Source organism: Ralstonia chuxiongensis (genome assembly GCF_024158925.1).
In the GTDB taxonomy this organism is placed as follows: Bacteria; Pseudomonadota; Gammaproteobacteria; order Burkholderiales; family Burkholderiaceae; genus Ralstonia; species Ralstonia chuxiongensis.
In genome coordinates, this window is record NZ_JAMYWC010000003.1 from 692,644 (window position 1) to 718,918 (window position 26,275).

The 26,275-nt window shown below is 62.6% G+C and carries 30 protein-coding genes and 1 tRNA gene; 16 read left to right on the top strand and 15 right to left on the bottom strand.

The window, feature by feature from the left end; genetic code table 11:
* Nucleotides 1–22: 22 nt before the first annotated feature.
* Nucleotides 23–541: a MarR family winged helix-turn-helix transcriptional regulator gene (locus tag NKG59_RS12525; RefSeq protein ID WP_175537105.1), complete on the bottom strand. Its 519-nt coding sequence runs from the start codon at nt 539–541 to the stop codon at nt 23–25.
* A 250-nt stretch (nt 542–791) separates the two neighbouring features.
* On the opposite strand from NKG59_RS12525, the gene typA reads away from it, so the two are divergent.
* Nucleotides 792–2,612 carry a translational GTPase TypA gene (gene typA, locus NKG59_RS12530; protein ID WP_045204204.1) on the top strand — a complete coding sequence of 607 codons (1,821 nt, stop codon included), beginning with the start codon at nt 792–794 and terminating at the stop codon, nt 2,610–2,612.
* Between the two features lie 73 nt (nt 2,613–2,685).
* Here the strand turns inward: typA and metC are convergent, their stop codons facing one another.
* From metC to NKG59_RS12565, 7 genes are all read right to left on the bottom strand, one after another.
* Complete coding sequence (gene metC / locus NKG59_RS12535; protein ID WP_253537173.1) at nt 2,686–3,885, bottom strand: cystathionine beta-lyase; 1,200 nt, start codon at nt 3,883–3,885, stop codon at nt 2,686–2,688.
* A 26-nt stretch (nt 3,886–3,911) separates the two neighbouring features.
* Nucleotides 3,912–5,501, bottom strand: coding sequence for a rhodanese-like domain-containing protein (locus NKG59_RS12540; protein ID WP_253537176.1), 1,590 nt, complete (start codon nt 5,499–5,501; stop codon nt 3,912–3,914).
* 91 nt (nt 5,502–5,592) lie between these two features.
* On the bottom strand, nt 5,593–6,186 hold the full coding sequence (locus NKG59_RS12545; protein WP_253537179.1) for a cysteine dioxygenase family protein: 594 nt from the start codon (nt 6,184–6,186) through the stop codon (nt 5,593–5,595).
* A gap of 66 nt (nt 6,187–6,252) precedes the next feature.
* Complete coding sequence (locus NKG59_RS12550; protein WP_253537183.1) at nt 6,253–7,008, bottom strand: amino acid ABC transporter ATP-binding protein; 756 nt, start codon at nt 7,006–7,008, stop codon at nt 6,253–6,255.
* 29 nt (nt 7,009–7,037) lie between these two features.
* Nucleotides 7,038–7,730, bottom strand: a complete 693-nt coding sequence (locus NKG59_RS12555; protein ID WP_253537186.1) for an amino acid ABC transporter permease — start codon at nt 7,728–7,730, stop codon at nt 7,038–7,040.
* 3 nt (nt 7,731–7,733) lie between these two features.
* Nucleotides 7,734–8,426 carry an amino acid ABC transporter permease gene (locus NKG59_RS12560; protein WP_253537188.1) on the bottom strand — a complete coding sequence of 231 codons (693 nt, stop codon included), beginning with the start codon at nt 8,424–8,426 and terminating at the stop codon, nt 7,734–7,736.
* A gap of 16 nt (nt 8,427–8,442) precedes the next feature.
* A complete protein-coding gene (locus tag NKG59_RS12565) occupies nt 8,443–9,279 on the bottom strand; it encodes a transporter substrate-binding domain-containing protein (protein ID WP_253537191.1) in 837 nt (278 codons plus the stop codon).
* 186 nt (nt 9,280–9,465) lie between these two features.
* On the opposite strand from NKG59_RS12565, the gene NKG59_RS12570 reads away from it, so the two are divergent.
* A complete protein-coding gene (locus tag NKG59_RS12570) occupies nt 9,466–10,335 on the top strand; it encodes a LysR substrate-binding domain-containing protein (RefSeq protein ID WP_012435357.1) in 870 nt (289 codons plus the stop codon).
* On the opposite strand, the gene NKG59_RS12575 is transcribed toward NKG59_RS12570, so the two are convergent.
* Complete coding sequence (locus tag NKG59_RS12575; protein ID WP_253537194.1) at nt 10,328–11,233, bottom strand: sterol desaturase family protein; 906 nt, start codon at nt 11,231–11,233, stop codon at nt 10,328–10,330. The two genes, NKG59_RS12570 and NKG59_RS12575, sit on opposite strands and share 8 nt — an antisense overlap.
* A gap of 146 nt (nt 11,234–11,379) precedes the next feature.
* On the opposite strand from NKG59_RS12575, the gene NKG59_RS12580 reads away from it, so the two are divergent.
* Together NKG59_RS12580 and dusA are read left to right on the top strand one after the other, a co-directional pair.
* The gene (locus NKG59_RS12580) at nt 11,380–12,489 is read left to right on the top strand and encodes an enoyl-CoA hydratase/isomerase family protein (protein ID WP_253537197.1); all 1,110 of its coding nucleotides are present in this window, start codon (nt 11,380–11,382) and stop codon (nt 12,487–12,489) included.
* Nucleotides 12,490–12,533: 44 nt separating this feature from the next.
* The gene (gene dusA / locus NKG59_RS12585) at nt 12,534–13,568 is read left to right on the top strand and encodes a tRNA dihydrouridine(20/20a) synthase DusA (RefSeq protein ID WP_315862598.1); all 1,035 of its coding nucleotides are present in this window, start codon (nt 12,534–12,536) and stop codon (nt 13,566–13,568) included.
* A gap of 72 nt (nt 13,569–13,640) precedes the next feature.
* On the opposite strand, the gene NKG59_RS12590 is transcribed toward dusA, so the two are convergent.
* Nucleotides 13,641–13,716 (bottom strand) — tRNA-His (locus NKG59_RS12590).
* A 90-nt stretch (nt 13,717–13,806) separates the two neighbouring features.
* Nucleotides 13,807–14,202, bottom strand: a complete 396-nt coding sequence (locus NKG59_RS12595) for a nuclear transport factor 2 family protein (protein ID WP_253537200.1) — start codon at nt 14,200–14,202, stop codon at nt 13,807–13,809.
* 132 nt (nt 14,203–14,334) lie between these two features.
* Between NKG59_RS12595 and NKG59_RS12600 the strand changes: the two genes are divergently transcribed.
* From NKG59_RS12600 to NKG59_RS12610, 3 genes are read left to right on the top strand one after another with little or no spacing between them, the layout of a single operon-like run.
* Nucleotides 14,335–16,065 (top strand): dipeptidase, encoded by a 1,731-nt coding sequence (locus NKG59_RS12600; RefSeq protein ID WP_253537203.1) that lies wholly within the window; start codon nt 14,335–14,337, stop codon nt 16,063–16,065.
* 15 nt (nt 16,066–16,080) lie between these two features.
* Nucleotides 16,081–16,392, top strand: coding sequence for a cupin domain-containing protein (locus tag NKG59_RS12605; protein ID WP_253537206.1), 312 nt, complete (start codon nt 16,081–16,083; stop codon nt 16,390–16,392).
* The gene (locus NKG59_RS12610; RefSeq protein ID WP_253537208.1) at nt 16,331–16,765 is read left to right on the top strand and encodes a hypothetical protein; all 435 of its coding nucleotides are present in this window, start codon (nt 16,331–16,333) and stop codon (nt 16,763–16,765) included. Before NKG59_RS12605 ends, NKG59_RS12610 begins: the two co-directional genes overlap by 62 nt.
* On the opposite strand, the gene NKG59_RS12615 is transcribed toward NKG59_RS12610, so the two are convergent.
* Together NKG59_RS12615 and lexA are read right to left on the bottom strand one after the other, a co-directional pair.
* Nucleotides 16,736–16,921, bottom strand: coding sequence for a hypothetical protein (locus NKG59_RS12615; protein ID WP_024975893.1), 186 nt, complete (start codon nt 16,919–16,921; stop codon nt 16,736–16,738). The two genes, NKG59_RS12610 and NKG59_RS12615, sit on opposite strands and share 30 nt — an antisense overlap.
* A gap of 119 nt (nt 16,922–17,040) precedes the next feature.
* Nucleotides 17,041–17,691 (bottom strand): transcriptional repressor LexA, encoded by a 651-nt coding sequence (lexA, locus tag NKG59_RS12620; RefSeq protein WP_253537211.1) that lies wholly within the window; start codon nt 17,689–17,691, stop codon nt 17,041–17,043.
* Between the two features lie 253 nt (nt 17,692–17,944).
* Between lexA and NKG59_RS12625 the strand changes: the two genes are divergently transcribed.
* The 9 genes from NKG59_RS12625 to NKG59_RS12665 all read left to right on the top strand — a co-directional run bounded on the left by NKG59_RS12625 (nt 17,945) and on the right by NKG59_RS12665 (nt 24,782).
* Nucleotides 17,945–18,721 carry a ferredoxin--NADP reductase gene (locus NKG59_RS12625; protein ID WP_045204191.1) on the top strand — a complete coding sequence of 259 codons (777 nt, stop codon included), beginning with the start codon at nt 17,945–17,947 and terminating at the stop codon, nt 18,719–18,721.
* 136 nt (nt 18,722–18,857) lie between these two features.
* Entirely contained in the window at nt 18,858–19,850 is a 993-nt protein-coding gene (locus tag NKG59_RS12630; protein ID WP_253537214.1) for an asparaginase, read from the top strand.
* Nucleotides 19,851–19,943: 93 nt separating this feature from the next.
* Complete coding sequence (gene rpsF, locus NKG59_RS12635) at nt 19,944–20,312, top strand: 30S ribosomal protein S6 (protein ID WP_027677553.1); 369 nt, start codon at nt 19,944–19,946, stop codon at nt 20,310–20,312.
* Nucleotides 20,313–20,353: 41 nt separating this feature from the next.
* Entirely contained in the window at nt 20,354–20,680 is a 327-nt protein-coding gene (priB, locus tag NKG59_RS12640) for a primosomal replication protein N (protein ID WP_024975888.1), read from the top strand.
* Nucleotides 20,681–20,692: 12 nt separating this feature from the next.
* Nucleotides 20,693–20,971: a 30S ribosomal protein S18 gene (gene rpsR / locus NKG59_RS12645; RefSeq protein ID WP_037022304.1), complete on the top strand. Its 279-nt coding sequence runs from the start codon at nt 20,693–20,695 to the stop codon at nt 20,969–20,971.
* Nucleotides 20,972–20,995: 24 nt separating this feature from the next.
* Nucleotides 20,996–21,448: a 50S ribosomal protein L9 gene (gene rplI / locus NKG59_RS12650; RefSeq protein WP_045204188.1), complete on the top strand. Its 453-nt coding sequence runs from the start codon at nt 20,996–20,998 to the stop codon at nt 21,446–21,448.
* 144 nt (nt 21,449–21,592) lie between these two features.
* Nucleotides 21,593–22,981, top strand: a complete 1,389-nt coding sequence (locus NKG59_RS12655) for a replicative DNA helicase (protein WP_012435397.1) — start codon at nt 21,593–21,595, stop codon at nt 22,979–22,981.
* A gap of 149 nt (nt 22,982–23,130) precedes the next feature.
* Nucleotides 23,131–23,757 (top strand): DUF47 domain-containing protein, encoded by a 627-nt coding sequence (locus tag NKG59_RS12660; protein WP_045204187.1) that lies wholly within the window; start codon nt 23,131–23,133, stop codon nt 23,755–23,757.
* 14 nt (nt 23,758–23,771) lie between these two features.
* Complete coding sequence (locus NKG59_RS12665) at nt 23,772–24,782, top strand: inorganic phosphate transporter (RefSeq protein WP_045204186.1); 1,011 nt, start codon at nt 23,772–23,774, stop codon at nt 24,780–24,782.
* 78 nt (nt 24,783–24,860) lie between these two features.
* Here the strand turns inward: NKG59_RS12665 and NKG59_RS12670 are convergent, their stop codons facing one another.
* On the bottom strand, nt 24,861–25,610 hold the full coding sequence (locus NKG59_RS12670; protein ID WP_253537218.1) for a C40 family peptidase: 750 nt from the start codon (nt 25,608–25,610) through the stop codon (nt 24,861–24,863).
* Between the two features lie 141 nt (nt 25,611–25,751).
* Nucleotides 25,752–26,177, bottom strand: a complete 426-nt coding sequence (locus NKG59_RS12675; protein ID WP_253537220.1) for a hypothetical protein — start codon at nt 26,175–26,177, stop codon at nt 25,752–25,754.
* Nucleotides 26,178–26,275 lie beyond the last annotated feature (98 nt).

Consider the following 26,275-nt stretch of genomic DNA (forward strand, 5'->3'; position numbering starts at 1 on the left):
ATGCAATTCGAGCGGGGCGGCGTCAGTGGCCGGCGGGGCGCACGCGGTGCCCCTCCGTGGCGGCGCCGTTGTCGAGAATGCGCTTGAGGAGTTCGCGCAGCGTATCGACGTCGCCCGGCGTGAAGCCAGCAAAAAAACGGTTCAGCACGTGCGTATAGATGGCTGGCATGCGGTCAGCCAAGTCACGGCCGGCTTGCGTCACCTCCAGATGCACGACGCGGCGGTCGGACTCGCTGCGCACGCGCTCGATCAGGCCGCGCTTTTCCATGCGGCTGAGCATGCGCGTGAGCGAACCGATATCGGTGTTCAATTCGCGGCCCAGATCGGTAGCGGTTTGGCATCGGCCGTTGGCGAGCAGCACCAGGCAACTGGCCTGGGAATGCGTCACATCCATCGCGGCAACTTCCTGCTCGATGGCCATGGACAGCGCCGTCTTGGCGCGCCCGACGAGGTAGCCCACGCTTTCGCACATGCGGTAGTCCTCCACCCGGAAGAGCGTTCCGGCAGCAACTTCGGTGGCGGGTCTTGTTTGTTCGGACATCTTATGTATGCACAATCATTGTCCGGACAAATATACGAATCGGCGCAGCAAACAGCAAGGTACTGAATGTGCGATTCCATTTTTAGAAATAATTGGTGATCTATGATGCACTCGAACTATGCTCCTTCATCGATTCGTCAAGGAGTGTCATGTCTTGCGCATCGCAGCATGCTAGAATGTCAGGTTATTCCGCGAGCTGAATTTGGGTGCTGTCCCGGGCTCGTATCACGTCTTTTCGAGTTCACATCCCATGCGCGCGCTTCGCAACATCGCCATCATTGCCCACGTTGACCACGGCAAAACCACTCTGGTCGACCAGCTCCTTCGCCAAGCCGGCACGTTCCGCGAGAACGAGCAGATCGCCGAGCGCGTGATGGATTCGAACGACATCGAAAAAGAGCGCGGCATCACGATCCTGGCCAAGAACTGCGCGGTCGAATACAACGGCACGCACATCAACATCGTCGACACGCCGGGGCACGCCGACTTCGGTGGTGAAGTGGAGCGTGTGCTGTCGATGGTCGACGGCGTGCTGCTGCTGGTGGATGCCGTGGAAGGCCCGATGCCGCAAACGCGTTTTGTGACGCGCAAGGCGCTGGCCCTGGGCCTGAAGCCGATCGTCGTGATCAACAAGGTGGACCGCCCGGGTGCGCGTCCGGAGTGGGTGATCAACCAGACCTTCGACCTGTTCGACAAGCTGGGCGCCAACGACGACCAACTCGACTTCCCGGTGGTGTACGCCTCGGGCCTGAACGGTTACGCGGGCCTGACCGACGATGTGCGCGAAGGCGACATGAAGCCGCTGTTCGAGACCATTCTCGACAAGGTGCCGCAGCGTAACGACGACCCGAACGGCCCGCTCCAGCTGCAGATCATCTCGCTGGACTACTCGAGCTACGTGGGCAAGATCGGCGTGGGCCGCATTACGCGTGGCCGCGTGCGTCCGCTGCAGGACGTGGTGGTGAAGTTCGGTCCGGAAGGCAACCCCATCAAGGGCCGTATCAACCAGGTGCTGAAGTTCCGCGGCCTGGAGCGCGAGCTGGTGCAGGAAGCCGAAGCCGGCGACATCGTGCTGATCAACGGTATTGAAGAACTGGGCATCGGTTGCACCGTGTGCGCTCCGGACGCCCAGGAAGCCCTGCCGATGCTGAAGGTGGACGAGCCGACGCTGACGATGAACTTCTGCGTCAACACCTCGCCGCTGGCTGGCCGCGAAGGCAAGTTCGTGACGAGCCGCCAACTGCGCGATCGTCTGGACCGCGAGCTGAAGTCCAACGTGGCCCTGCGCGTGAAAGACACCGGCGACGACACGATCTTCGAAGTGTCGGGCCGTGGCGAACTGCACCTGACGATTCTGGTGGAAAACATGCGCCGTGAAGGCTACGAGCTGGCCGTGTCGCGCCCGCGCGTGGTGTTCAAGGAAATCGACGGTGTGAAGTGCGAGCCGTTTGAGCGTCTCACCGTGGACGTGGAAGACGGCCACCAGGGCGGTGTGATGGAAGAGCTGGGCCGCCGCAAGGGCGAGCTGCTCGACATGGCGTCGGACGGCAAGGGCCGTACGCGTCTGGAATACCGCATTCCGGCCCGTGGCCTGATCGGCTTCCAGGGTGAATTCCTGACGCTGACGCGCGGCACCGGCCTGATCAGCCACATTTTCGACGACTACTCACCGGTCAAGGAAGGCGACCTGGGCGAGCGCCATAACGGTGTGCTGATCTCGCAGGACGACGGCGCTGCCGTGGCCTACGCGCTGTGGAAGCTGCAGGATCGCGGCCGCATGTTCGTGTCGCCTGGCGATGCACTTTACGAAGGCATGATCATCGGCATCCACAGCCGTGACAACGACCTGGTCGTCAACCCGATCAAGGGCAAGCAGCTGACCAACGTGCGTGCGTCGGGCACCGATGAAGCTGTGCGCCTGGTGCCGCCGATTCAGATGTCGCTGGAATACGCGGTGGAATTCATCGCCGACGACGAGCTGGTGGAAGTCACGCCGAAGAGCATCCGCCTGCGCAAGCGTCACCTGAAGGAACACGAGCGCAAGCGCGCATCGCGTGAAGAAGCGGTCTGATCGCCAGTCGGTCTGCCAAAACGACGCCCCGATATTTCGGGGCGTTTTTTTTCGTCCGGCGATGCCGGTGGCGTTACGTCTGGATGCGCGCGAAGGCTTGTGCCAGATCGTCGATCAGGTCTTGCGGGTCTTCCAGCCCGATATGCAGGCGCACGATCGGACCCGTTCGGGACCAATCCGTGCAGGTGCGCGTGCCCGCCACATTGCTGACCGTCGCAAGACTCTCAAAGCCGCCCCATGAGGCGCCGATGCCAAACAGCGTGAGGGCATCGACGAAGCGCCCGGCGGTTTGCGCATCTGCTTGGGCGAATTCGAACGAGACCAGTCCGTTGGTGCCGCTGCAGTCGCGTTTCCACAATGCGTGGCCGCGGTCTTCGGGAAGCGCGGGGCAAAAGACACGTGCCACTTCCGGGCGCGCCACAAGCCAGCGCGCAATCTCAAGCGCGTTGCGTTCGTGCATGGCAAGGCGCGCGGCCAGCGTGCGCGTGCCGCGCAGCACGAGGTAGGCATCGTCGGGGCTGACAGCCACGCCTTGGGCGTCGCTCATCGTGGCGAGCGTTTGCCAGCACGCCTGTGTGGTGGTCACCGTGCCCATCATCACGTCGGAGTGGCCGCTCAGATACTTGGTTGCCGCCATGATCGATACGTCGGCACCCAGTGTGAGCGGGCGGTATTGCAGACCCGAGCCCCACGTGTTGTCGGCGATGACCAGGGCCCCATGGCGATGCGCAATCTCAGCCAGCGCGGGCAGATCGCACATCTCATAGACGAGCGAGCCGGGGCATTCCACGTAGACGAGCTTGGTCGTCGGTTTGATCTGCTGTGCGACATCGCTGCCGTCGGCGCAGAAATACGTCACCTCCACGCCCCAGGGGCGCAGGAACGTATCGACGAAATGACGCAGCGGCTGGTAGACGCAATCGGCAATCAATACGTGATCCCCTGGGCGGGCGAAGGCCAGGAAAACCATCGAAATGGCGGCCAGGCCAGTCGGGAAGAGCCGCGTGCGATAGCCGCCTTCGAGTTGCGCGACAACGTCTTCCAGCGCAAAGCCCGTCGGGTTGCCGCGCGCGCCGTAGGTAAACATGCGTTCGGTGCCGCGACGGCGGCGCGCGTCGTTCATCTCGTCCATCGACTCGAACAACACGGTGGAGGCGCGCACGACGGGCGGGTTGACGGCTCGGCCGCCTTCAAAGGCGGGCGATGTGCCACCCTTGACGAGGCGTGTTGCGACTCGGGTTGCCAGCCGTGGCTCGGTTTTCTGCGATGACATGGTGCGTGGGCCTCGAGGGTTGAGCGTCATGACTGCGCGGCACCAGCGCCCACGCGAAAGGCGCCAAGTTCTTGCGCGTCGAGCTGGGCCAGCAGGCCGGTTTCCCAGGCTAGGTATTGCCTTGCTGCAGCCTTGTTGCCGTCATGCCGATCATGCACGAAGAAGAGATAGTCGATGCAATCGGCGTCGGGCGGGACGTTCTCGGAACCTTCGGTGGCGTAGCCGGCAGCAGTCCACGCGGCGACGCTTCCGGCGAGTAACTTGAGACGCGATGCAGCCCGCGGTGCGCCCGTGCCCCAATCCGCCGCCGCGAGTGCTGCGATGCGCGGGTCGTCAGCGATCAACACGGTATCGCGGTCGGCGGCCAGGGCCGGCAAGCGCGGACGAATGGCCCATGTGGCGCCAGGCACGTGGGCGCGGCGGAAGGCCATGCTGGGGCGCAAGTCGATCACGTGTGCGGTGCCGGCCGCGAGCGCGGTGGAGAGCGCTTGCGCACTGATTTCCGGTAACGGTTGCGGCAACGCGGTTGGGGCCACCGGCAGGCTCGCGTTGCTGTTCAACCCCTCGCGCAGCACATAGGCATCGTGGCCGAGTTGCCGCAGCCAGCTTGCAACAATTGGCGCGCGCACGCCGTCGGCATCGAAGAGCACGAGGCGGGCATGACGCACGCCGACGTACTGATCGGTTGCCTGGATCAACTGGCCGCCGGGTGCATGCTGTGCACCTGGCAGGCTGCCGCTGGCGAATTCCTCGGGGGTACGGACATCGCACAGGAAGACGCTGTGCTCACCGTGTGCAGCCCAACGTGCGAGCGTTTCTGCATCGACCTCGGGCACTGCAAAGCGGGCGGCGAGTTGCTGACTGGCCTCGCGCATGTCCTTGACGGTAGCGGGCGTCACGACGTCGGGATAACGGCGCGTGCTGCCGTGCTCCAGAGGCAGGTCTTCGAGGTACCAGCCTTGCGTTCCGTTCTCCAGCGCCATCACCGGATTGGGGATGCCCAGGTTGATCAGCGTCTGCGCGCCGATGATGCTGCGTGTGCGGCCCGCGCAGTTGACGACGATCGGCGTGGTTGCATCGGGGACAAGCTCGCGGATGCGCAGCCCAAGTTCGCCGTTCGGGCAGCAGATCGACGACGGGATCGTCATCTTCAGATATTCGCTGACGGGGCGGCCGTCGACGATGACCACGTCGTCGCCGCGTTCGCGCATGGCCGCGAGCTCGCGTGCGGTGACGCGTGGCGTGTGGTACGCCATCTCGACGAGTTCGCCGAAGGTTTTGGATGGTACGTTGACGCCGGAAAATAGCGTGAAGCCTGCGTGAGTCCAGCCTTGTGCGCCGCCTTGCAGCACGTGCACGTTGGTGTAGCCGACGGCGCTCAGGCGTTCGGCCGCGCGGTCGGCAACGCCATCGTTGTCGTCATAAACGACCATGCGCACTGCGCGGCGGGGCGCGAGGCGCGGGGCATCGATCTCAAGACGGCTGTACGGCAGCGGGATGGCGTAGAAGAGGTGGGCTTCACCGTACTGGCCGTGCTCGCGCACGTCGAACAGCGCAATCTCGGCGCCGTCGTGCAGCCACGCTTTCAGGGTCTGGGCGGTAACGAACGATGTCATATCGATGCGAAACGAATCAAAAGGGTGAGCGCGCCCCTCCGCGCACGCAGCGCGGATTGCAGGCAACGCGATTCGGGTTGAGGCTGGCCGGTTAGCGGCGCGTCTTCACGCCGATGCCCATGGTCTGGTAGCGGCCGGTCGCCAGGTCGAACGTGATGCGCTCGGTCAGCGTTTCGAGCGCGCGTCCGTACATGTGCAGATGGCGGATGGGAGCCTCGCCCTTGATCTCGACGGCGTGGATGTCTTCGGCCGCCAGCGCGATGCCGGTACCGGGTTCGACGACAACGGTGTCGGTCATTTCCAGCGTGCCGACGCCTGGCGTGGCGCGGTCGTCGGTGCGGCGGTAGACATAGTTGTATTCCGTGCCGGCCACGGCAGCGATGCAGGCCCACGTGGTGTGGTTGTGCGGCGTGATCTTCTTGCCCGGGCGCATGACATTCAGGTACAGCGCGTAGGTCTGGTTTGCATCTTCGTGGATCAGGTAGCGGGCTTGCAGCTCGCCGTCGCTGGGAGGCGGGAAGTCGGTTTCCTGCCAGAACTCCGTGCGCGCGGCGAGGCCTTTGACCTGTTCGAGCACGTCCGCCAGTGCGGGACGCGTTTCACCTTCGGGTGCGAGAGCGGCTTTCATGGCTGCAATCGCATCATTGACTGCCGCTTGGCGTTGCTGAGGAAGAGATGTCGACATGGATGGATTCTCCTGAGGTATGGGGGCGCCTTGTTGTATGACGTGGCGTTGTTATCGTTGTTGGTGTCAGGCGACGAGTTCGGCAATGCGCGGGGCCGGCCGCAGGACGTCTTGCAGAAAGCGCTGCGCACGCGCGTGCTTCGGTCGGCTGAAGAACTGGTCAGGCGGCGAGTCCTCCAGCAGCTCGCCCTGGTCCATGAACCAGACACGGCTGGACACATCACGCGCGAAGCCCATCTCGTGGGTGACGATCATCATCGTGAGACCGTCGTCTGCCAGCTCGCGCATCACGTGCAGAACCTCTTGCACCATCTCGGGGTCGAGCGCGCTGGTCGGCTCATCAAACAGCATGAGCGGCGGCTTCATCGCCAGCGCCCGTGCAATGGCCACGCGCTGCTGCTGGCCGCCCGAGAGGTTCGCGGGCATCGCGTCGATCTTGTGGGCAAGGCCGACCTTGGCAAGTAGCGCTTCGGCCTGCGCCGTCGCTTCATCGCGCGATAGACCGAGCACCTTGGTCGGCCCGAGAATCAGGTTCTGCCGCACCGACAGGTTCTGAAACAGGTTGAAGTTCTGGAACACGAAGCCGATGCGCGCACGCAATTGGTTGACGCGTACATCGCGTGCATGGACATCGCGTCCTTCGAAGCGGATGCATCCGCCGTGGATGGCTTCCAGCCGCGTGACCGTGCGGATCAGCGTGGATTTGCCCGAGCCCGAGGGGCCGCACACCACAACGACTTCACCGCGTTCGATGGTGGCGCTGATGCCTTTGAGCGCGTGGTAGTCGTCGTAGTACTTATCGACGTTTTTAAATGCCAGCATGGGATGTTGTCTCCGGCAAGGGTTTGTTCCTAGGCAAGCCCCGCGCGATGGCGGGCAATGCGGCGCTCCAGCTGCCCCGCGAAGCGGGAGATGGCGAAGCACAAAACGAAGTAGAAGGCTGCCAGCACGAGGAAGGTCTCCAGCGGCTTGGTCAGCGTGATGGTGTTGACCTGCGCCGCTGAGTACGTCAGCTCCGGCACGCCAATCACATAGGCGAGCGACGTTGCCTTGATGATCGACACGAACTGGTTGACGATCGACGGCAGCATGTTGGTCAGCGCTTGCGGCAGTTGCACGTAGCGCATGCTCTGCAGCCAGGACAGGCCGTTCGAGCGCGCGGCTTCCATCTGTCCGCGCGGCAGGCCCTCCAGCCCCGCACGTACGATCTGCGAGAGGAATGCGCTTTCGTAGACGATGATCGCGCAGACCGCCGTGGTGAACGCGGACACTTCCTTGCCCACCAGCAGCGGCACCGCGAAGTACGCCCAGAAGATGATCATCAGCAGCGGAATGCCGCGCACCAGGCGAGACCAAACACCGGCAATACGACGCAGCCAGCGCCAAGGGCTCACGTGTGCCAGACCGATCAGCACTGCAATCGGGAACGACATCACCAAGCCCAGCGCCGAAAGCACCAGCGTCACCGCCACACCGCCCAGCGGCCCATTCGGCCACGACCCGACCAGAAACAACGCCAGATAGTCATGCAGGATTTCAAGCATGCGTCAGACCCCCAGTGGCGTCGTACGACGCTTGGCAACGCGATCCGACAGCGACATCAGCGCAAGCGTGCCGAGCAGATATAGCAGCGTGGCGACGAGGAACACGTCAAACGTGCGGAAGGTGAGGTTATCGATCTGCCGCGTGCGGTAGAGCAATTCGTGCACGCCGATGGCCATCGCGAGCGAGCTGTTCTTGAACAGCAACAGCGCCTGGTTGAGCAGCGCGGGCAGCGCCACGCGAATCCCCTGCGGCAGGATCACGTAACGCAGCGCCTGCAGATGTGTCAGCCCGATCGACCACGCCGCCTCCTGCTGCGTATGCGGGATCGCACGCAGGCCCGAGCGCAGGTCTTCGGAGATGAACGCACCCGAGTTCAGCGCCAGGGCAATCGCCGCGAAGAAGAACTCGGTGTTGCCGGCGTTGATCCATACCTTGAGCGATTCCGGCAACAACTGCGGGACGCCGAAATACCACACCAGGATCTGCACCAGCATCGGCACGTTGCGGTGGTATTCGACAACCACGATGACGAACGCCTTGAACACGCGCACCGGCAGCGCACGCAGCGTTGCCAGTGAAATACCAACGGCGATGGCCAGCAGGCCCGAGACGACAAACAGACGCAGCGTGGTCAGGATGCCGTCCCGCAACAGGCGCAGATATCCGTCTTCGAGCAGGAACGAGAGATCGAACATGTCGGCCGCCTTGGGCTTACTGCGGCTTGATCGGTTCGACCTTGTAGTCGCGCGAGAACTTGTAGACCGACTTGGCGCCGAGCCACTTGTCGAAGCTCGTCTGCAGGCCGCTGGACTGGTCGTAATCCGCCAGCACCTTGTTGACGGCCGCCATGAGCGCGGGCTCGTTCTTGTTCGTCACCACGCCCCAGCGCTCTTCGTACACGGGCGCGGTCAGCAGGCGATATTGCTGGCCGCCTTTTTGTGCCGCCTCGTTGGCAAAGCGGGCCAGCACCAGTTGCCCCGCCACCAGCCCATCGACCTTGCCTTGCTGCAAAGCGAGATACGCCGACGAAATATCGTGGAATGTCAGCAGACGCGAATCCGGCAGGCGCGTGACAGACACGGCTGCCGAGCTGGACCCTTCGGATGCGGCGATTTTCTTGTTGGCAAGCTGATCGAGCGTCTGGATGGGCGAATCAGCGCGCACCAGCACGCGGATCGGCGCAACGAAATATTGGTTGCTGAAATCGACCTGCGCGGCGCGCGCCGGCATCCACGCCACAGCAGCGGCCAGCACATCCACGCGATGTGTTTTCAGTTCGGGAATGCGGGCGTCGGTCGACAGCGCGCGGTGCTCCAGCTTGACGCCCAGCCCCTTGGCCAACGCGCTGCACACATCCACGTCAAAGCCGACGATCTGCCGCGTGGCGGCGTCGGGAAAGGCGTAAGGCTCGCTGGCGTTCTGGGTGCCGCAGACCAGCGTGCCGCGAGATTTGATGTCCGTCAGCGCATCGGCGTGCGCCACACCTGCCACGCCCAGCATGCCCAAGGTGAGCGTCGCCGCGGCTTGTGCCCATTTCCATACCCACATGGTGTTCCTCCTTTGTATGAAACCGATTCAATGTCGGACCGCGCTTCCCCGCGGCTCAGGTGTCTGTCTGAACGTATTGTTCGTTCAGTGTTATTTGTATTTCTGGCAGGTTATCGGCCAGAATTGCGCAGAACAATTTAATTCTTGGTTGGAATTGATTAGGGTTTCTGAAGTATCGGGATCGAGATGCGAAATCTGGACATCGATTTGCTGCGCACATTCGTAGCGATTGCGCAGCACGAGACGTTTGCCGCGGCAGCGGCACGGGTGGGGCGCACGCAGTCTGCGGTCACGCAGCAGATGCAGCGGCTGGAGGAGGAAATGGGCTGCGCGCTGTTCGAGAAGCGCGGCCGCCACAAGATGATGACGCCCGATGGCGTGCGGCTTGTCGCCTATGCGCACAAGATCCTGGCGCTCAACGACCAGGCCGTGCAGGTGATCCAAACTGGTGGGCCGATCGAGAAAATCCGCATCGGCTCACCGCATGACGTGGCCGATTCGATCTTGCCGAATCTGCTGCGGCGGTTGTCCAAGCTGTCGCCAGAATTGCAGATGGAAATCAACGTCGGACGCAGCCCGTTCCTGATGGACGCGTTGCGCGACAAGACGCTCGATCTGGCGATCTCCACCCGCTATGACGATGCGTTTCCTGGTATCAAGCTGCGCACGTCGCCGATGGTGTGGATCTGCGCGGAAGACTTCATCTTCAATCCCGCCGCGCCGGTGCCGTTGGTCATGGCCGACGAACTGAGCCTGTTCCGTCAGCTGTCGATTGAATGCCTGGACGCGCACCACATTCCGTGGCGCACGAGTTATCTGTCGCCCACGCTGACGGGCATCAAGGCTGCCATCAGCGCGGGGTTGGGCGTGACGGCGCGCACGACCGAATTGCTCGACGCCAACATGCGTGTGCTGACCGAAGCAGATGGCCTGCCGCGACTGCCGGAAGTGGCGTTCTACCTGTACGTGCAGCCGACGTGCACCAGCGCCGTCCTGCGCGATTTGTTCGATTCCACCGATCGCGTCGCCACGCGCTTCGGGCCGCCGTTCATGTGAGCGGCATCGCCTCGACCGTTCCCGCAGCGCGCGGGCTGCGCCACTCGGGGGGTTTCCACAGGTAGCGAATGTCCCGATCGCGGAACACGTCTGCCCACATGTCGCGCCATTCGTGGAAGGTGAGGGTGAGCGGGTTGTGCGTGTGGACTTGCCGCGTGATGCCAAAGATGGGCGCGTCTTCCTCCGGCACGAAGCTGCCGAACATGCGATCCCAGATGGTAAGCACGCCGGCGTAGTTTCGATCGATGTACTGCGGGTTCTTGGCGTGGTGCACGCGATGCACCGACGGCGTATTCACGTATTGCCCGAGCCAGCGCCAGAAGCCGGCGTAGCGCGAATCCAGTGCCCCCAGCCGCGTATGCACGAAGAACTGGAATGCCAGGTTCAGGCCCACGGCGAGGATCACCCAGTCCGGCGTAAAGCCGATCCAGGCAAGCGGAATCCAGAACAACCACATGCCAGAAATCGGGTAGGTCAGGCTCTGGCGGAACGCCGTCGAAAAATTCATGCCTTCCGACGAGTGGTGCGTCACATGCGAGGCCCACATCCAGCGCACGCGATGGCTCGCGCGGTGGAAGAAGTAGTACAGAAAATCCTGCAGCAGCAGGAGCAGCACAAACGACCACCACGTCTCGGGCACCGCGCGCAGGCCGTGGCTGTACGTCCACGAATAGACCGTCTTGATCATCAGCCACAGGAAGAACGCGTCCGACGCCTGGTGCATGAGCGCAAGGCACGCGTTTGAAACGGTGTCTTTGAGGCCGTAGACGGATGGATCACGCTTGCGCCAGTACCACGCCTCTGCGCCGATGGTCAGCAGGAAGACCGGCGCAAAGGCCAGCAGGATCAGGCCTGGGTCGAAACCGGATGCGCCCGGGGTGGCGTTGGCAGGGGTCATTGGATTGTTGTGATGTGTGTCGTCTCCAACCGGCAGGTATACGCCCAACACCCGCGCTGCGAAAGGGGGCAGGCTAGAGCCCTTCCTCGCTTCAATACGCTGTCGTGTACAGTGCGAGCCGTTATTTCCACAACAACATCCGAGACATGCAATCCACCGTTTCCATCGCGCCTCAGGCTGAAGTCCAACCCAACGTGATCGCCGAAGTACGTGGCGGCATCGGCTGGCTGACGCTGAACCGGCCGCAGGCGCTCAACGCGCTGTCGCTGGAGATGATCCGCGCGATGTCGCATGCGCTGCTGGCCTGGCAGCACGATCCGGAGGTCCACGCTGTCATCCTGCGTGGCGAGGGCGGCAAGGCCCTGTGTGCCGGCGGCGACATCCGTTTCTTCCACCGCGCCGCCACGGCCGGCGACCCGCAACTCATCACCTTTTTCACCGAGGAATACCGCCTCAACCACCTGATCTTCAGCTATGCCAAGCCCTACATCGCGCTGATGGACGGCGTGGTGATGGGCGGTGGCATGGGCATCTCGCAAGGCGCATCGCTGCGCGTAGTGACCGAGCGCGCGAAGATGGCCATGCCTGAAACCAACATCGGTCTGTTCCCGGACGTTGGCGGCGGCTGGTTCCTGGCGCGCGTGCCCGGCCATGTGGGCGAATACCTGGGCGTGACAGGGCAGATGATCGAAGCGGCCGACGCGTTGTCAGTTGGCCTTGCCGATTGCCACGTCACCACCGACGCGCTGGCGGGCATCGTCCAACGCCTGCGCGATGGCAACTGGGGCAGCGCCGAGCAGATCGCTGCCTGCTTTACCGAAGCCGCATCGGCGCCGAATGATGCCAAGGCCATCATCGTGCCCCACCGCGAGGCCATCGATGCCTGCTTCAGCCAGAGCAGCGTGCAAGGCATCTTCGCCGACCTGGCTGGCAGCACGGATGCCGAATGGGCCGCACAGACCGCTGAGCACATGGCCAAGCGCTCGCCGTTGATGATGGCGGTGACGCTGGAGCTGATCCGCCGCGGCCGCCGCACCACGCTGGCCGATGAACTGCGCCGCGAACTGGACATGATGACGCACGTGTTTGCTGAAGGCGACGGTATCGAAGGCATTCGCGCACTCGCTGTCGACAAAGACCACGCGCCCAAGTGGAAGCACACCAGCATCGACGCCGTGCGTGACGATGAAGTGGCTGCGTTCTTTATCTCGCCGTGGCGCCATGAGCAACATCCGCTGCTGGGGCTGTCGGACTAGAACCGGTAAACTGCGCGCCTGGATTTTGAATCGTTGATCTTGCTGTGACTGCTGAACGCCCCACGCCCAACCCTCGCCGCTTGTCGGTGGCGCCCATGATGGATTGGACAGACCGACATTGCCGGTTCTTCCATCGCCAGATCTCGCGCCACACCTGGCTCTACACGGAAATGGTGACCACCGGCGCGCTGCTGCACGGCGACGTCCCGCGCCACCTCGATTTCGACGAGGTCGAGCATCCCGTGGCACTGCAGCTCGGCGGCAGCGAACCCGATGATCTCGCCCAGGCCGCGCGTCTCGGCCAGCAATGGGGCTACAAGGAAATCAACCTCAACTGCGGCTGCCCGTCCGAGCGCGTGCAGCGAGGTGCGTTCGGCGCGTGCCTGATGGCCGAACCGAAGCTCGTCGCACAGGGCGTCAAGGCGATGCGCGACGCGGTGTCGATTCCAGTCACGGTGAAGCACCGCATCGGCATCGACGCCATCGAGACCTATGATTTCGTGCGTGATTTCGTCGGCGCCATCGCCGAGGCGGGTTGCGAGACCTTCATCGTCCACGCGCGCAACGCCATCCTGAAAGGCCTGAGCCCCAAGGAAAATCGCGAAATTCCGCCGCTGCGGTACGAAGTCGTCTACCAGCTCAAGCGTGATTTTCCGCATCTGGAAATCCTCCTCAACGGCGGGGTGCAGACGCTGGAACAGATCGACACGCACCTTGCGCACGTTGACGGCGTCATGATCGGCCGCGAGGCATATCACCATCCGCATCTGATGGCGGTGTTCGATGCGCGGTACTACGATGCCGACACCGAGGCCCCCACGCGTGCAGAGGTGGAAGACGCGATGATCGGCTACGTCGGCCGCTGGGTAGAGCGCGGCGGCTACGCTGGGGCGGCGGTGCGCCACATGCTGGGGCTATATCGCGGCGTGGCGGGCGCGCGCGGCTGGCGGCGCGTGCTGTCGGATTCCAAGGCGTTGGGCCGCGTCAAGACGCTGGCCGACGCCCACGCACTCTTCGACGAGGCGCGGGCGCACCTGCGGCGCGGCGAAGAATCGAACGATGAGGCGGTAGCGGTTTGATGCAGGAAGGGGCGGGTTGCCCCGACCGCTGAATGAAAAAAAGCCCGCGAATGCGGGCTTTTTCTTGAATCTTGGGGTGACTGATGGGATTCGAACCCACGACAACCAGAATCACAATCTGGGACTCTACCAACTGAGCTACAGCCACCATTGTTCTTTGAGCAGCGTGTCGCCGTTCAAGGAAACAGCGATTATACAAACATTCTTTCGACTTGCCTAGAGGGTTTCGCAACGGAGTTCAACGAGCCTCCGCCACGACCGTTCCCTGGTGGTACACGATCTTCCAGCCATCAGCCGTCCGCCGCCACAACGTCGCCCGGCGCGTCGTCCGGTTCGATTGCACCAGCGTGTACGTCAGCAAGTAGTTGTCCGGCGCAATCTCCTGGCAGCGGAAATCGCGCGTTTGCCAGAAATCCTCGCCGATATGGCCGTGCCGGGCATCGAGAACCCCAAGCACATAGCTGCGGCTATAGCGCTGACCGGAGGCGCCGGTTTCCCAGAAATCTTCCGTGGTCATGCGCTCGAAGTCTTCGCGGCGCGTGCCCAATTCGGGGCGATGGAAAATAGGTTCGCGCCGGCGCAGTTCTTCCAGCACGCTCAGCAGAGCCGGGGCGGTATCCAGAGACGGTTCCATGCGGTAAGCCTCCTAGGAAAACTCCAAGCATACTGCGCAGCGTGCGTAGCTTAGCGTTTTTCGCGCCGCACAATGCGTGGCTTGCGCTTCGCCCCTATGATGGCGCCTTCGCCTTTCCTGGAAACCACTTCGATGCAACGCACTGCCCGTATTGGCCTGTCTTCGCTGACGATCGCACTGTCGCTGGCTTGCGGCACCGGCGCCTTTGCCGCCACGCTTCAGAAACCGCAACTCGATGCGCTGCTCGCCGCCGAACAATCCAAGGCATCTGCTGACCTGAACAGCTTTCTCGCGGCAGCCGCGAAGGCTGATCCGCAGGTCGCAGGCAGTGTTGCCGCGTATCAGAAGAAGGCCGCGCTCACTGGCGATGACCTCGTCAATATCGGGCGTCTGCTCGGTCTGTACAACCGCCTGCACAACCAGCAGGCCGTGATCGCCTCGATCGAGAAGATGGTCGCGCTGCCGACGGTGCGCGACGACAAAATTCCGCAGTACGAAAACCCCGCCATCGTGGCGTTCGGCAAGCTGGTCGAGGGCATGGCGCGCGACTTCGGCCTGAAATATCGCAACGTCGACAACCGCGTATTTGAAGTCACGCTGCCCGGCACCGGCTCGGACGAGTTCGGCATCCTGACGCATGCCGATGTCGTACCCGCAAAGCCCGAAGAATGGGTGCTCGGCGACGGCACCAAGCTCGATCCGTTCAAGGTCACGCGCGTTGGCAATCTGCTGTACGGCCGCGGCACGATTGACGACAAGGGCTCGATTGCCGCCGCGATGTACGCCATGAAAGCGGTCAAGGACAGCGGCGTGCCGCTCGCGCGCACGATCCGTCTGATGATCGAAACCACCGAAGAAACTGGTGGCGATGGCATGAAGTACTACCGCGAACACACGCAATTGCCTGCGTACAACATCGTGCTCGACAGCAAGTATCCGGCCGTGGTCGCTGAGAAAGGCACTGGCGCGCTGAAGGTGTTCTTCCCTGCGCAGGCCGGCGATGCAACGCATACGGCCATCATTTCGATGACGGGCGCGGCGTCGGCCAGCTCCGTCCCGCAGACGGCCACCGCCACGCTCAAAGGCGGGGATCTGGGCGTGGCGGCCGCCGCGCTCGAAGCCAAACGCGACGCGTTTGTGAACAGCTTGGCCGCACAGGGCAAGTTTGCAATCGACATCACGCGCACCGCGGACAGCATCGTCTTGAAGGTGACCGGCACGTCGGCGCACGGCTCGCGCCCGGAGGAAGGCGTTAACCCGCTGCCGCGTCTGGCGCTGTTCCTGCGCGCAGCCGATCTCGGCCTGGCAGACAACGCTTACGCCCACGCCGTGCGTTATCTGACCGACCTTTACGGCACTGACTACCTCGGCAACACCATGGGCCTCGCCTACAAGGACGACTTCATGGGGCCGCTCACCATCTCGCCTACGGTGATTGGTGACAAGAATGGCCGCGTGGAGGTGACCGCCAACGTGCGCATGCCGCGTGGCAAAACCCCCGACGCGCTGCGAGGTGAGATCGCCGGCAAGATCAACGCGTGGGCCAACGCCAACCATGTCGCCCTTGAGATCAACCACGACCAGGGCAACTGGATGGCGCGCGATCCGAAGGGGGCATGGCTGTCGACACTGCTCAACATCTACGGCGACACGACTGGCCTTGACGCCAAGCCCGTCCCCACGGCCGGCAGTACGACCGCCAAGCTGATGCCGAATGCCATCAACTTCGGCCCCGCCATGCCCGGCAAGAAGTACACCGCGCACAACGCCAACGAGTACAAGGAAGTGCCGGACCTCGACCTCGATATGCAGATGTTCACCGAGATGCTGGTGCGTGTTGGCAATCTGCCGTCCATGCAGTAACCGCCGGGAACCGCCATGAACATCATCCGGGCCAAGTCGTTTACTGCTGAGCGTGCCTGGGGCGCGCTCGACATTGCCAACATGAGTGGCATTACCACGCGCTTGCATTGGACCGACCAGCCTTATCGCTGGCATGTGAACGATGGCGAGGAGGTGTTTGTGGTGCTCGACGGCACGGTCGACATGCATTACCGCGAAGTCGGCGAAGAGAGGGTCGCGACGCTGGAGCCCGGTGACATCTTCTTCGCCGGTGTCGGTTGCGAGCATGTGGCGCACCCGCGTGGCGAGGCACGAATTCTCGTCGTCGAGAAAGCCGGGAGCGTTTAGCGGCTCGCCGTCGGGTTGCGGCGAAAAAAAAGCCCGCAATGTGCGGGCTTCGAATTCAGCGATCTCATTGCCCCTGAGGGCACTGGCAATACTACTGTCACGTACGCCAAACAACATCCGGGTAAACGTCCGTTTTGCTGACGGAACATCGTGGGATGTGCCGCTGCAGCAACTTGCGAACAAAAAAAACAGCCCGCTCAAGCGGCGGGCCGAAAATCAGTTGAAGAAAGCCCTGTCCTCAGGGCAGGGCAAGTGTATGAAATCAGTTGCGGCGGCAGCATTGGGGTATGCCCTGATCGGCTGCGGCAGCACGTTTCATCGCCCCTCGTTGTCCTTCTTTTCCTCAGCAGTTTTCGGCGCCAGCGGTACGTGAAGCGACCGGAATAGCATCCAGCATTCGGCAGATGGCGGCCATGCTGCCGACCATCGTACGGCGCTGCTCCCCCTGATAGATGCGCACGCCCTGGGTTTGGCGGAAAGGCACCGGTTGTACCGGGCGGCGGCGGGAAGACATCGATCCGAGTCGCATGGCAGACCTCGTGAGTTCGGGTGGAAAAGCGAGAGGCAAGACTCCGCCCTGGCGAGCCGATGGCTCACCTCCAGGTTGGATCAAACGGCGAAGTTTTGGCGCTGAGATGCGCCGGAGACTTACGGAGCAGCAGGCCGGATCAGACCGACGGCCAAGCCCTCCAGGTGAAACTCATCACGATCCAGATCAACGTGGATCGGTTCGAAATCGAGGTTCTCGGCAATCAGCTCGACATGGCGGCCCTTGCGCTGGAAGCGCTTGACCGTGACGTCGTCGCCCAGTCGAGCCACAACGATCTTGCCGTTGGTGGCTTCGGCGGCGCGCTGCACGGCCAGCAGATCACCGTCCAGAATGCCGGCGTCGCGCATGCTCATGCCACGCACCTTCAGCAGAAAATCGGGCTGCGCAGAAAACAGCGACGGATCGACCTGATACTGGCGATCAATGTGCTCTGCAGCCAGGATCGGACTACCGGCGGCCACGCGGCCCACCAGCGGCAGCGTCAATTGCATCAGCCCCATCGACGGCAGCGAGAACTGATGCTGCGCCGTGTCGCCTACCGCCCGCAGCCGAATGCCGCGCGAGGCGCCGGGCGTCAATTCGATCACGCCCTTGCGTGCCAGCGCGCGCAGGTGCTCCTCGGCAGCATTGGGCGATGAGAAGCCGAACTCAGCGGCAATCTCAGCGCGTGTGGGCGGAAAACCCGTGCGCTGGATCGTCTGGCGGATCAAGTCGTAAATCTGCTGTTGGCGAGGGGTGAGGGCGGCCATTGGTGTACTGTATATGTGAACAGGTGCTGTGATTTTATACAGTGACGCGGGAAGCGCAAGTGATTTTGTTGTGATGTGTTGCGCGAGCACCCGGTCCTTATGACCGCCGTCAAAACCTATGCGAGTGGTTAGAAGCTTATGCGCAATCCATGCAGGCGCAGCCGCGGGGAATCGCATAAAATCAAGGCCTTGACCGATTTTTGCACCGCCACATAGCCCGATTGAGCCTCGTTGGGCTGGCCCGAACGTCACCATGTCCGCCTTCAATCAAGAGACCGTTCTGAGCGTCCATCACTGGAACGACTCGCTGTTCAGCTTCAAGACCACGCGCGATCAGGCGCTGCGCTTCCACAACGGCCACTTCGTCATGATTGGGCTGGAGGTCGAAGGCAAGCCGCTGATGCGCGCCTACAGCATTGCCAGCCCGAACTACGAAGAGCACCTCGAGTTCTTCAGCATCAAGGTGCAGAACGGCCCGCTGACGTCGCGCCTGCAGCACCTGAAGGTGGGCGACAAGCTGCTGGTGAGCAAGAAGCCGGTCGGCACGCTCGTGCTGGATGACCTGCTGCCCGGCAAGAACCTCTATCTGTTCGGCACTGGCACCGGCCTCGCGCCGTTCATGAGCATCATTCAAGACCCGGACACTTACGAGCGCTTCGAGAAGGTCGTGCTGCTGCACGGCGTGCGCCAAGTGAGCGAGCTGGCCTATGCCGACTTCATCACCCGCGAATTGCCGAATAACGAGTTCTTCGGCGATCAGGTGCGCGAGAAGCTGATCTATTACCCGACCGTCACGCGCGAGCCGTTCCGCAACATGGGCCGCCTGACAGACCTCGTCGACAACGGCAAGCTGTCTGCCGACATCGGCCTGCCCCCGATGGACCCGGCCGTCGACCGCGCCATGATCTGCGGCAGCCCGGCCATGCTGGAAGACACCTGCAAGCTGCTTGATGCCCGCGGTTTCAAGATTTCGCCGCGTATGGGCGAAGCCGGCGACTACGTGATCGAGCGCGCCTTCGTCGAGAAATAATCGACGCCGTTTCTGCTGCAAACGCCGGCCCGTGTGCCGGCGTTTTGTTTTCTGGGTGCCCAGGGCAATCCCGCGTCGGCAAAGGCGGGGCGGGCGGATACAATGCGCGCCTTGCCCACAACGCATGTCTGCAACGATGTCCTTGCCTACCATCGCCATCCTCGCTACCGGCGGCACGATCGCCGGCTCTGCTGACGACGCTGGCTCCGCCGCGCGCTACCGCGCAGGCGCCGTCCCCATCGATCAACTGCTCGCGGCCAGCAAACTCGGTTTGGAGCGCCTCGCCAACGTGCGTGCCGAGCAGGTCGCCCAGATCGACAGCAAGGACCTGACGTTCGACGTATGGGAAAAACTGGTGGCGCGCATCCGTCACTGGATCGACGTCGAACGAGTGGACGGCGTGGTCATCACGCACGGCACCGACACGCTTGAAGAAACCGCGATGCTGCTGCACCTGACGCAGCAGACCGATACGCCGATCGTTCTGACGGCAGCGATGCGGCCGTCGACGTCGCTGTCGGCAGATGGTCCGCTGAATTTGCTGAACGCGGTGCGGCTGGCAGCCAGTCCATCGGCGCGCGGGCGCGGCGTGCTGGTCGCGCTCAACCAGCGCGTGCACGCCGCTCGCGATGTGCAGAAGGGCCATACTTACGCGGTCGAAGCCTTTGTCTCGCCGGACACGGGCGCGCTGGGTTTTGTGCTTGACGCTCAAGTGCAGTTTCAGCGTGCAGGGCAGCGTGTAGGTGCGGCGGATGTGCTGCCCATGCCGCCCGCAGGCCAGTGGCCGTGGGTTGAGGTGGTGGCGAGCTATGCGCAGCCCGATGCGCGCGTGGTCGATGCCCTGGTCGCCGCTGGCGTAAAGGGGCTGGTGATTGCCGCAACTGGCGCGGGCTCGATTCACGCCAATCTTGAGGCCGCGCTGAACCGGGCGAGTCAGCAGGGCGTTTTCGTGCTGCGTTCCACGCGTACCGGCGCTGGCGTGGTCCCCGCGCAGCCTGGTGGGGAGCGCTGGGCATCGAGTGGCTCGCTGAACCCATATAAAGCGCGTGTGCTGTTGACGTTGCTTCTGGCCTCTGGGCGCGCCCAGGCAGAAGTTGCCTCCCTGCAGCAAGTCATTGATCGATATTGAAAAAATCTCCAAGGCCTGCGTATAATGGCAGGCTAACCAACCTTGCTGCACCGGAGTGTGACGCCCGGGCGGCTTAATCCACAAGGAGCGTCAATGCGTCATTACGAAATCGTATTCATCGTCCATCCGGACCAGAGCGAGCAAGTGCCCGCGATGATCGAGCGCTACAAGAGCACGGTCACCACGCAAGGCGGTCAAGTGCACCGCGTCGAGGACTGGGGCCGTCGTCAACTGGCCTACATGATCCAGAAGCTGGCGAAGGCTCACTACGTGTGCCTGAACATCGAGTGCGGCAAGGAGACCCTGGCTGAGCTCGAGCACGCGTTCAAATTCAACGACGCCGTGCTGCGTCACCTCATCGTTCAGACCAAGAAGGCTGAAACGGCGCCGTCGCCGATGATGAAGGAAGTCGCACGCGAAGAGGCCAAGAAGGCCGCCGCTCAGACCGAACAGGCCGCCTGATGCCGCGCGGTGCTGCGCAAGCCTGATCGCGCATCACCAGCATGAACGAAACCCACGGGGACAACGCCATCAACCGCCTGCAGCTCGTCGCCACTCTGGTCGAGCGCGAGGTGATGCGATACACCCCGGCCGGCGTACCGATCGTCAATTGTCTTCTGGCATACAGCGGGCAGGCGGTCGAAGCGCAGACAGTGCGGCAGATCGAGTTTTCGATGGAAGCACTGGCAGCCGGCAAGATGGCTTCCGTTCTGGATCGCATCGCTCCGGGCACCGTCCTGGATTGCGTAGGATTCCTGGCTCGCAAGCACCGCAGCAGTAAGGCACTGGTCTTTCACATCTCCGGATGTAACGTATTCGTAAAGGATTGAATCATGGCATTCATGAACAAGAAGCAGCGCGACGCGAAGAACAAGAAGCGCTTCCAGCAGCAAAACCCGTTGTTCAAGCGCAAGAAGTTCTGCCGCTTCACCGTGGCTGGCGTTGAGCAGATCGACTACAAGGATCTGGACACGCTCAAGGACTTCATCGGCGAGAACGGCAAGATCACCCCGGCCCGCCTGACCGGTACGCGCGCGATCTATCAGCGCCAGCTGGACACGGCCATCAAGCGCGCACGTTTCCTCGCGCTGATGCCGTACACCGATCAGCACAAGCACTAATCAGCGGGATAAGGAGAACTCACAATGCAAATTATTCTGCTCGAGAAGGTCGTCAACCTGGGTAACCTGGGCGACGTGGTGCGTGTGAAGGACGGTTACGCTCGTAACTTCCTGATCCCGAACAAGCAGGCCCGCCGCGCTACGGATTCCGCCATCAAGGAATTCGAAGCCCGCCGCGCTGAGCTGGAAAAGCTGGCAGCTGAAAAGCTGGCTGCTGCGCAAGCCGAAGGCGAGAAGCTGAACGGCCTGACGCTGCAACTGTCGCAAAAGGCTGGTGTGGATGGCCGTCTGTTCGGCTCCGTCACCAACCACGACATCGCTGATGCACTGGTTGCGCAAGGCTTCAAGGTTGAGAAGGCGCAAGTGCGTCTGCCGAACGGCCCGCTGAAGACCGTGGGTGACCACCCGGTCGTCGTGTCGCTGCACACCGACGTGGCAGTTGACGTGAACGTGTCGGTGCGGGGCGACGCAGCCTAAGCACGCACGCAGCACCTCGCGGCGCCCGGGTCACCGATCGACGCGAGTCAAGAAGGCAGGGACGAAAGTCTCTGCCTTTTTTTTGTTGTCCTTTGTGTCAGGGGTTCCAGATTGAAGACCGAGCAGCGCCGCTATAATCCCGCCATGAACGCGCCCTCCGATCCCCAGCTCGATTCCCTCAAGGTGCCCCCGCATTCCATCGAGGCCGAGCAGTCGGTGCTCGGCGGGTTGCTGCTGGATAACGCCGCTTGGGATCGCATTGCCGATTTCATCAACGAGCACGATTTCTACCGCTACGACCACCGGCTGATCTTCCACAACATCGGCAAGCTGATTTCGCAGGCCAAGCCAGCTGACGTGATCACGGTGTACGAGCAGTTGCAGGCCGCAGGCAAGGCGGAAGAGGTGGGCGGTCTGGCCTACCTGAACGCGCTTGCGCAGAACACGCCGAGCGCAGCCAACATCCGTCGCTATGCGGAAATCGTGCGCGACCGCGGCGTGCTGCGCCAACTCGTGACGATCGCCGACGAGATTTCCGCCGGCGCCTTCAACCCGCAGGGGCGCGATGTGCGCCAGCTGCTGGACGAGGCCGAATCCAAGGTGTTCGCGATTGCCGAAGAAGGTTCGCGCGGGCAGAAAGGCTTCCTGGAAATCCAGCCGCTGCTGACGCAGGTGGTCGAGCGTATCGACGAGCTGTACCACCGCGATAACCAGAGCGACATTACCGGCGTGCCGACTGGCTTCGTTGACCTCGACCGCATGACCAGCGGTATGCAGGGCGGTGATTTGATCATCGTGGCTGGTCGCCCCTCGATGGGTAAGACGGCGTTCTCGCTAAACATCGGCGAACACGTTGCGGTGGAGCAGGGGCTGCCGGTAGCGGTGTTCTCGATGGAAATGGCCGGCACGCAGCTCGCCATGCGTATGCTGGGTTCGGTTGGGCGATTGGATCAGCACCGGCTGCGTACCGGCCGCTTGCTCGACGAGGATTGGCCGCGCCTGACGCATGCCATCCAGAAGATGAACGACGCGCAGCTCTTCATTGACGAGACGCCCGCGTTGAACCCGATGGAATTGCGTGCGCGCTCGCGCCGGCTTGCACGGCAGTGCGGGCAGCTCGGCCTGATCGTGATCGATTACCTGCAGCTGATGTCGGGCTCGGGCAGCGGTGAGAACCGCGCGACCGAAATTTCGGAAATCTCGCGTTCGCTGAAGGGCTTGGCGAAGGAACTCAACTGCCCGGTGATCGCGCTGTCGCAGTTGAACCGAAGCCTGGAACAGCGTCCGAACAAGCGTCCTGTGATGTCGGACTTGCGTGAATCCGGCGCTATCGAACAGGATGCCGATGTGATCCTGTTCATCTATCGTGATCAGGTCTACAACCCCGATTCTCCGGACAAGGGCACGGCAGAAATCATCATCGGTAAGCAGCGTAACGGCCCGATTGGTACGGTTCGTCTCACGTTCCTGGGTGAATACACGAAGTTCGACAACTTCACCGGGGGCAATGCATTCTTTGACAACGACACGTAACGTGTAATTCGTGTCGGCCCGCCACAACGTGCCACGCATGTCGCGAGGCTGGTTCCGGTAAAATATTGCGTTTTAATGACAGCGCCGGCGGTGATCCCGTCCGGCGTTGTTTTTACGACTCCTGCTTTTTTCCGTTCCCAAGGATCATCATGTTCGGTCGCTTCATGCCCACCGAAGGCAAGTTTTTTGAGTACTTCAACCAGCACGCCGAGTGCGCCGTCAAGGCAGCCCATGCACTCAAGGAACTGGTCAATGACTTGCCCAATGCTGAAATGCATGCGCGCAATGTGCAGAACTTTGAAAAGAAAGCCGATCGCATCACGCATGACACGATCGAGTTGCTGCACAAGACCTTCATCACCCCGCTCGATCGCGACGAGATCCACAAGCTGATCACGACGATGGACGACATCCTCGACCTGATGGAAGACGTGTCGCTCACCATCTCGTTGTACGACGTGACCAATGTCACGGACGAATCGCGTCAGCTCGCGATGATCTGCGTGGCTTGCTGCGAGGAGGTTCGCAAGGCTGTGGCGCTGCTCAACGACATGAACAACGGCCGCCAGATCCTCACCATCGCCCAGGAAATCGACCGTCTTGAGTCGGAAGCCGATCGCGTGATGCGCGCCGCCATGGCCAAGCTGTTCCGCACCGAAAGCGATATCAAGCTGCTGATCAAGCTCAAGGCGATCTACGAGCAACTGGAGAGCGTGACCGACCGTTGCGAGGATGTTGCCAACATCATCGAAGGCATCGTGCTCGAAAACGCCTGACGAGACGACGCCTCATGCATACGCTTCAGATCAGTCTCTGGGTGGTCGTTCTGCTGGTGGCGCTGGCCATCGTGTTCGACTTCATGAATGGCTTCCACGACGCGGCCAACTCCATTGCGACGGTGGTGTCGACGGGCGTGCTCAAGCCGCAGCAGGCAGTGGCGATGGCCGCAGCCTGCAACGTGATCGCCATTTTCATCTTCCACCTCAAGGTGGCGACCACGGTGGGGCGAGACACGATCGATCCGTCCATCGTCGATCACTACGTCATCTTCGGGGCGTTGGTCGGCGCCATCGCGTGGAACATCATCACGTGGTACTACGGCATTCCGTCCAGCTCGTCGCACGCGCTGATCGGTGGCTTGGTGGGCGCAGCTGTGGCCAAGTCGGGTACGGGCTCACTGGTGGCGAGTGGCTTGCTCAAGACCGTGGCGTTCATCCTGATTTCGCCGTTGCTGGGCTTTATCCTCGGCTCGCTGCTGATGGTGGCGGTGTCCTGGCTGTTCTTCCGAACGCCGCCATCCAAGGTGGACCGATGGTTCCGGCGCCTGCAGCTGCTCTCGGCCTCGCTGTACAGTCTGGGCCACGGCGGCAACGATGCGCAGAAGACCATCGGCATCATCTGGATGCTGCTGATCGCGGGCGGCTACGCGTCGGCCACTTCAACTGAACCGCCGATCTGGGTCATCGTCTGCTGCTATGTGGCGATCGGTCTGGGTACGCTGCTGGGCGGCTGGCGGATCGTGCGGACGATGGGTCAGAAGATCACCAAGCTCAAGCCGGTCGGCGGTTTCTGCGCTGAAACCGGTGGCGCCATGACGCTGTTCTTGGCGTCGGCGTTGGGGGTGCCCGTGTCGACGACGCATACCATCACCGGCGCCATCGTCGGCGTGGGATCTGCGCAGAAGGCTTCCGCAGTGCGCTGGGGTGTGGCCGGCAACATCGTCTGGGCGTGGGTTTTGACGATTCCCGCATCCGCGTTCATGGCGGCGATTGCCTGGTGGATTGGCCGACACTTGCTGTAAGCCGACCGCAGGTCGACTCCGAAAAAACGAAACGCCCACCAAATCGGTGGGCGTTTTGCGTTGGGGGCCGTGCGCCAGCTATTGCGTGGCGAAGCGCGCGATGGGGTCATCGTCCGCAGGTGTCGTCGCAGCGGCAGGCCCGCGCGTCGACATCAGGCTGTCAGCTTGAGCGTCGCGTGACCGGGCGAGGGTTCCCAGTGGATCATCGTCGATCGGATGGGCTGGGCTGGCGGGTGCCGGAGCCATCGGAGCGATGGTCGGTGCTGGCGCATCGGGCAGATTGCTCACGGCCACGACGCGGCGCGCGCCCATGTAGCGGCTTGCCCAGTAAGACTTGGTCATGTCTTCTAAGCGTACCGTGCCGCCTGTGGCGGGTGCATGGACAAACCGGTTCTGGCCAACATAGATGCCGACGTGCGAATTCGGCTGGCCGGTCGTGTTGAAGAAGACGAGGTCACCCGACGCGACGTCGCGTCGGTCCAATGAGGTGCCGCGGCGGCCCATTTCGGCCGCCGTGCGTGGCAGGTTTACAGAAGCAGCGCGCCGCACGACGTAGCGCACAAGTCCGCTGCAATCGAAGCCACTGTCGGGAGTATTGCCGCCGTAGCGGTATGGCGTGCCGACCAGCGCCATCGCTTCGATGGAGATTTCCTCCAGGCCAGCGCTCGGATCGTGGATCGGGGCGCCGCGCGTGCGCAGACCCGCGTCGCGCGAGGCGGTGGAGCGGGTCGGTGTCGACGAGCAGGCAGACAGCAAGCACGCCAGCGCCAACAGGCCGGCGCCTGCTAGTCGCGTGTTTGCGTGGAGAAAGCTGTGCTGCGCGAGCATGCGCCATCAGGAGAGTCCAGATAGGGAGCATGCTATGCGCGCCTTGTCAGAAAGCCAAACTGCGTGTTGGCGAGGCGCAACGCCAAGCGGGGCGCGGGTCTGCGGATTTTGGCTCGATGGCGTCGCGTTTTGCGGGCCGTTTTACCAGCGCAGTTGGACGCTGCGTGTGCTGCCGGTCTGCACCGTCGCGCGCTTGGTGGTGCCCTGGTACGTGGCGATGACGTTATAGCTTGCCGGCGGGGCTTTGATCAGGCAGCGCGGTCCGTCGGCGCGAAAGCTTGCGACCTCCTTGCCGTGCCGTATGAGTTGTACGTCGACGTCGGCCAGATATTCGCCACGTGCGCCTTGGGTGAACAGCAAAGACAGGTTGTAGTTGCGTGCCTCGCTGTTCAGCGCCTGTTGCTCGTCTTGTGCAACGCCGCCGCAGACGTAGCTGATCTGTCCGGCGGTTTTCGGCGTGAGGTTGTCGGCGAGCGCAATGGAAGCGCTGGCGGACAGCATCATCGCCAGCGCGGCCGACGTCAGGGTCAAGCGCGATCGGGTCCGCAGGTTTTGCTGCATGGGCATCATTGGCCTCCATCAGGGAAAAAGAGAGGTGCCTCAGAAGCAGCAAAAAAAAGGCCACGCAATTGCGCGGCCTGATAGCACAACGGTTTGCGGCAGAC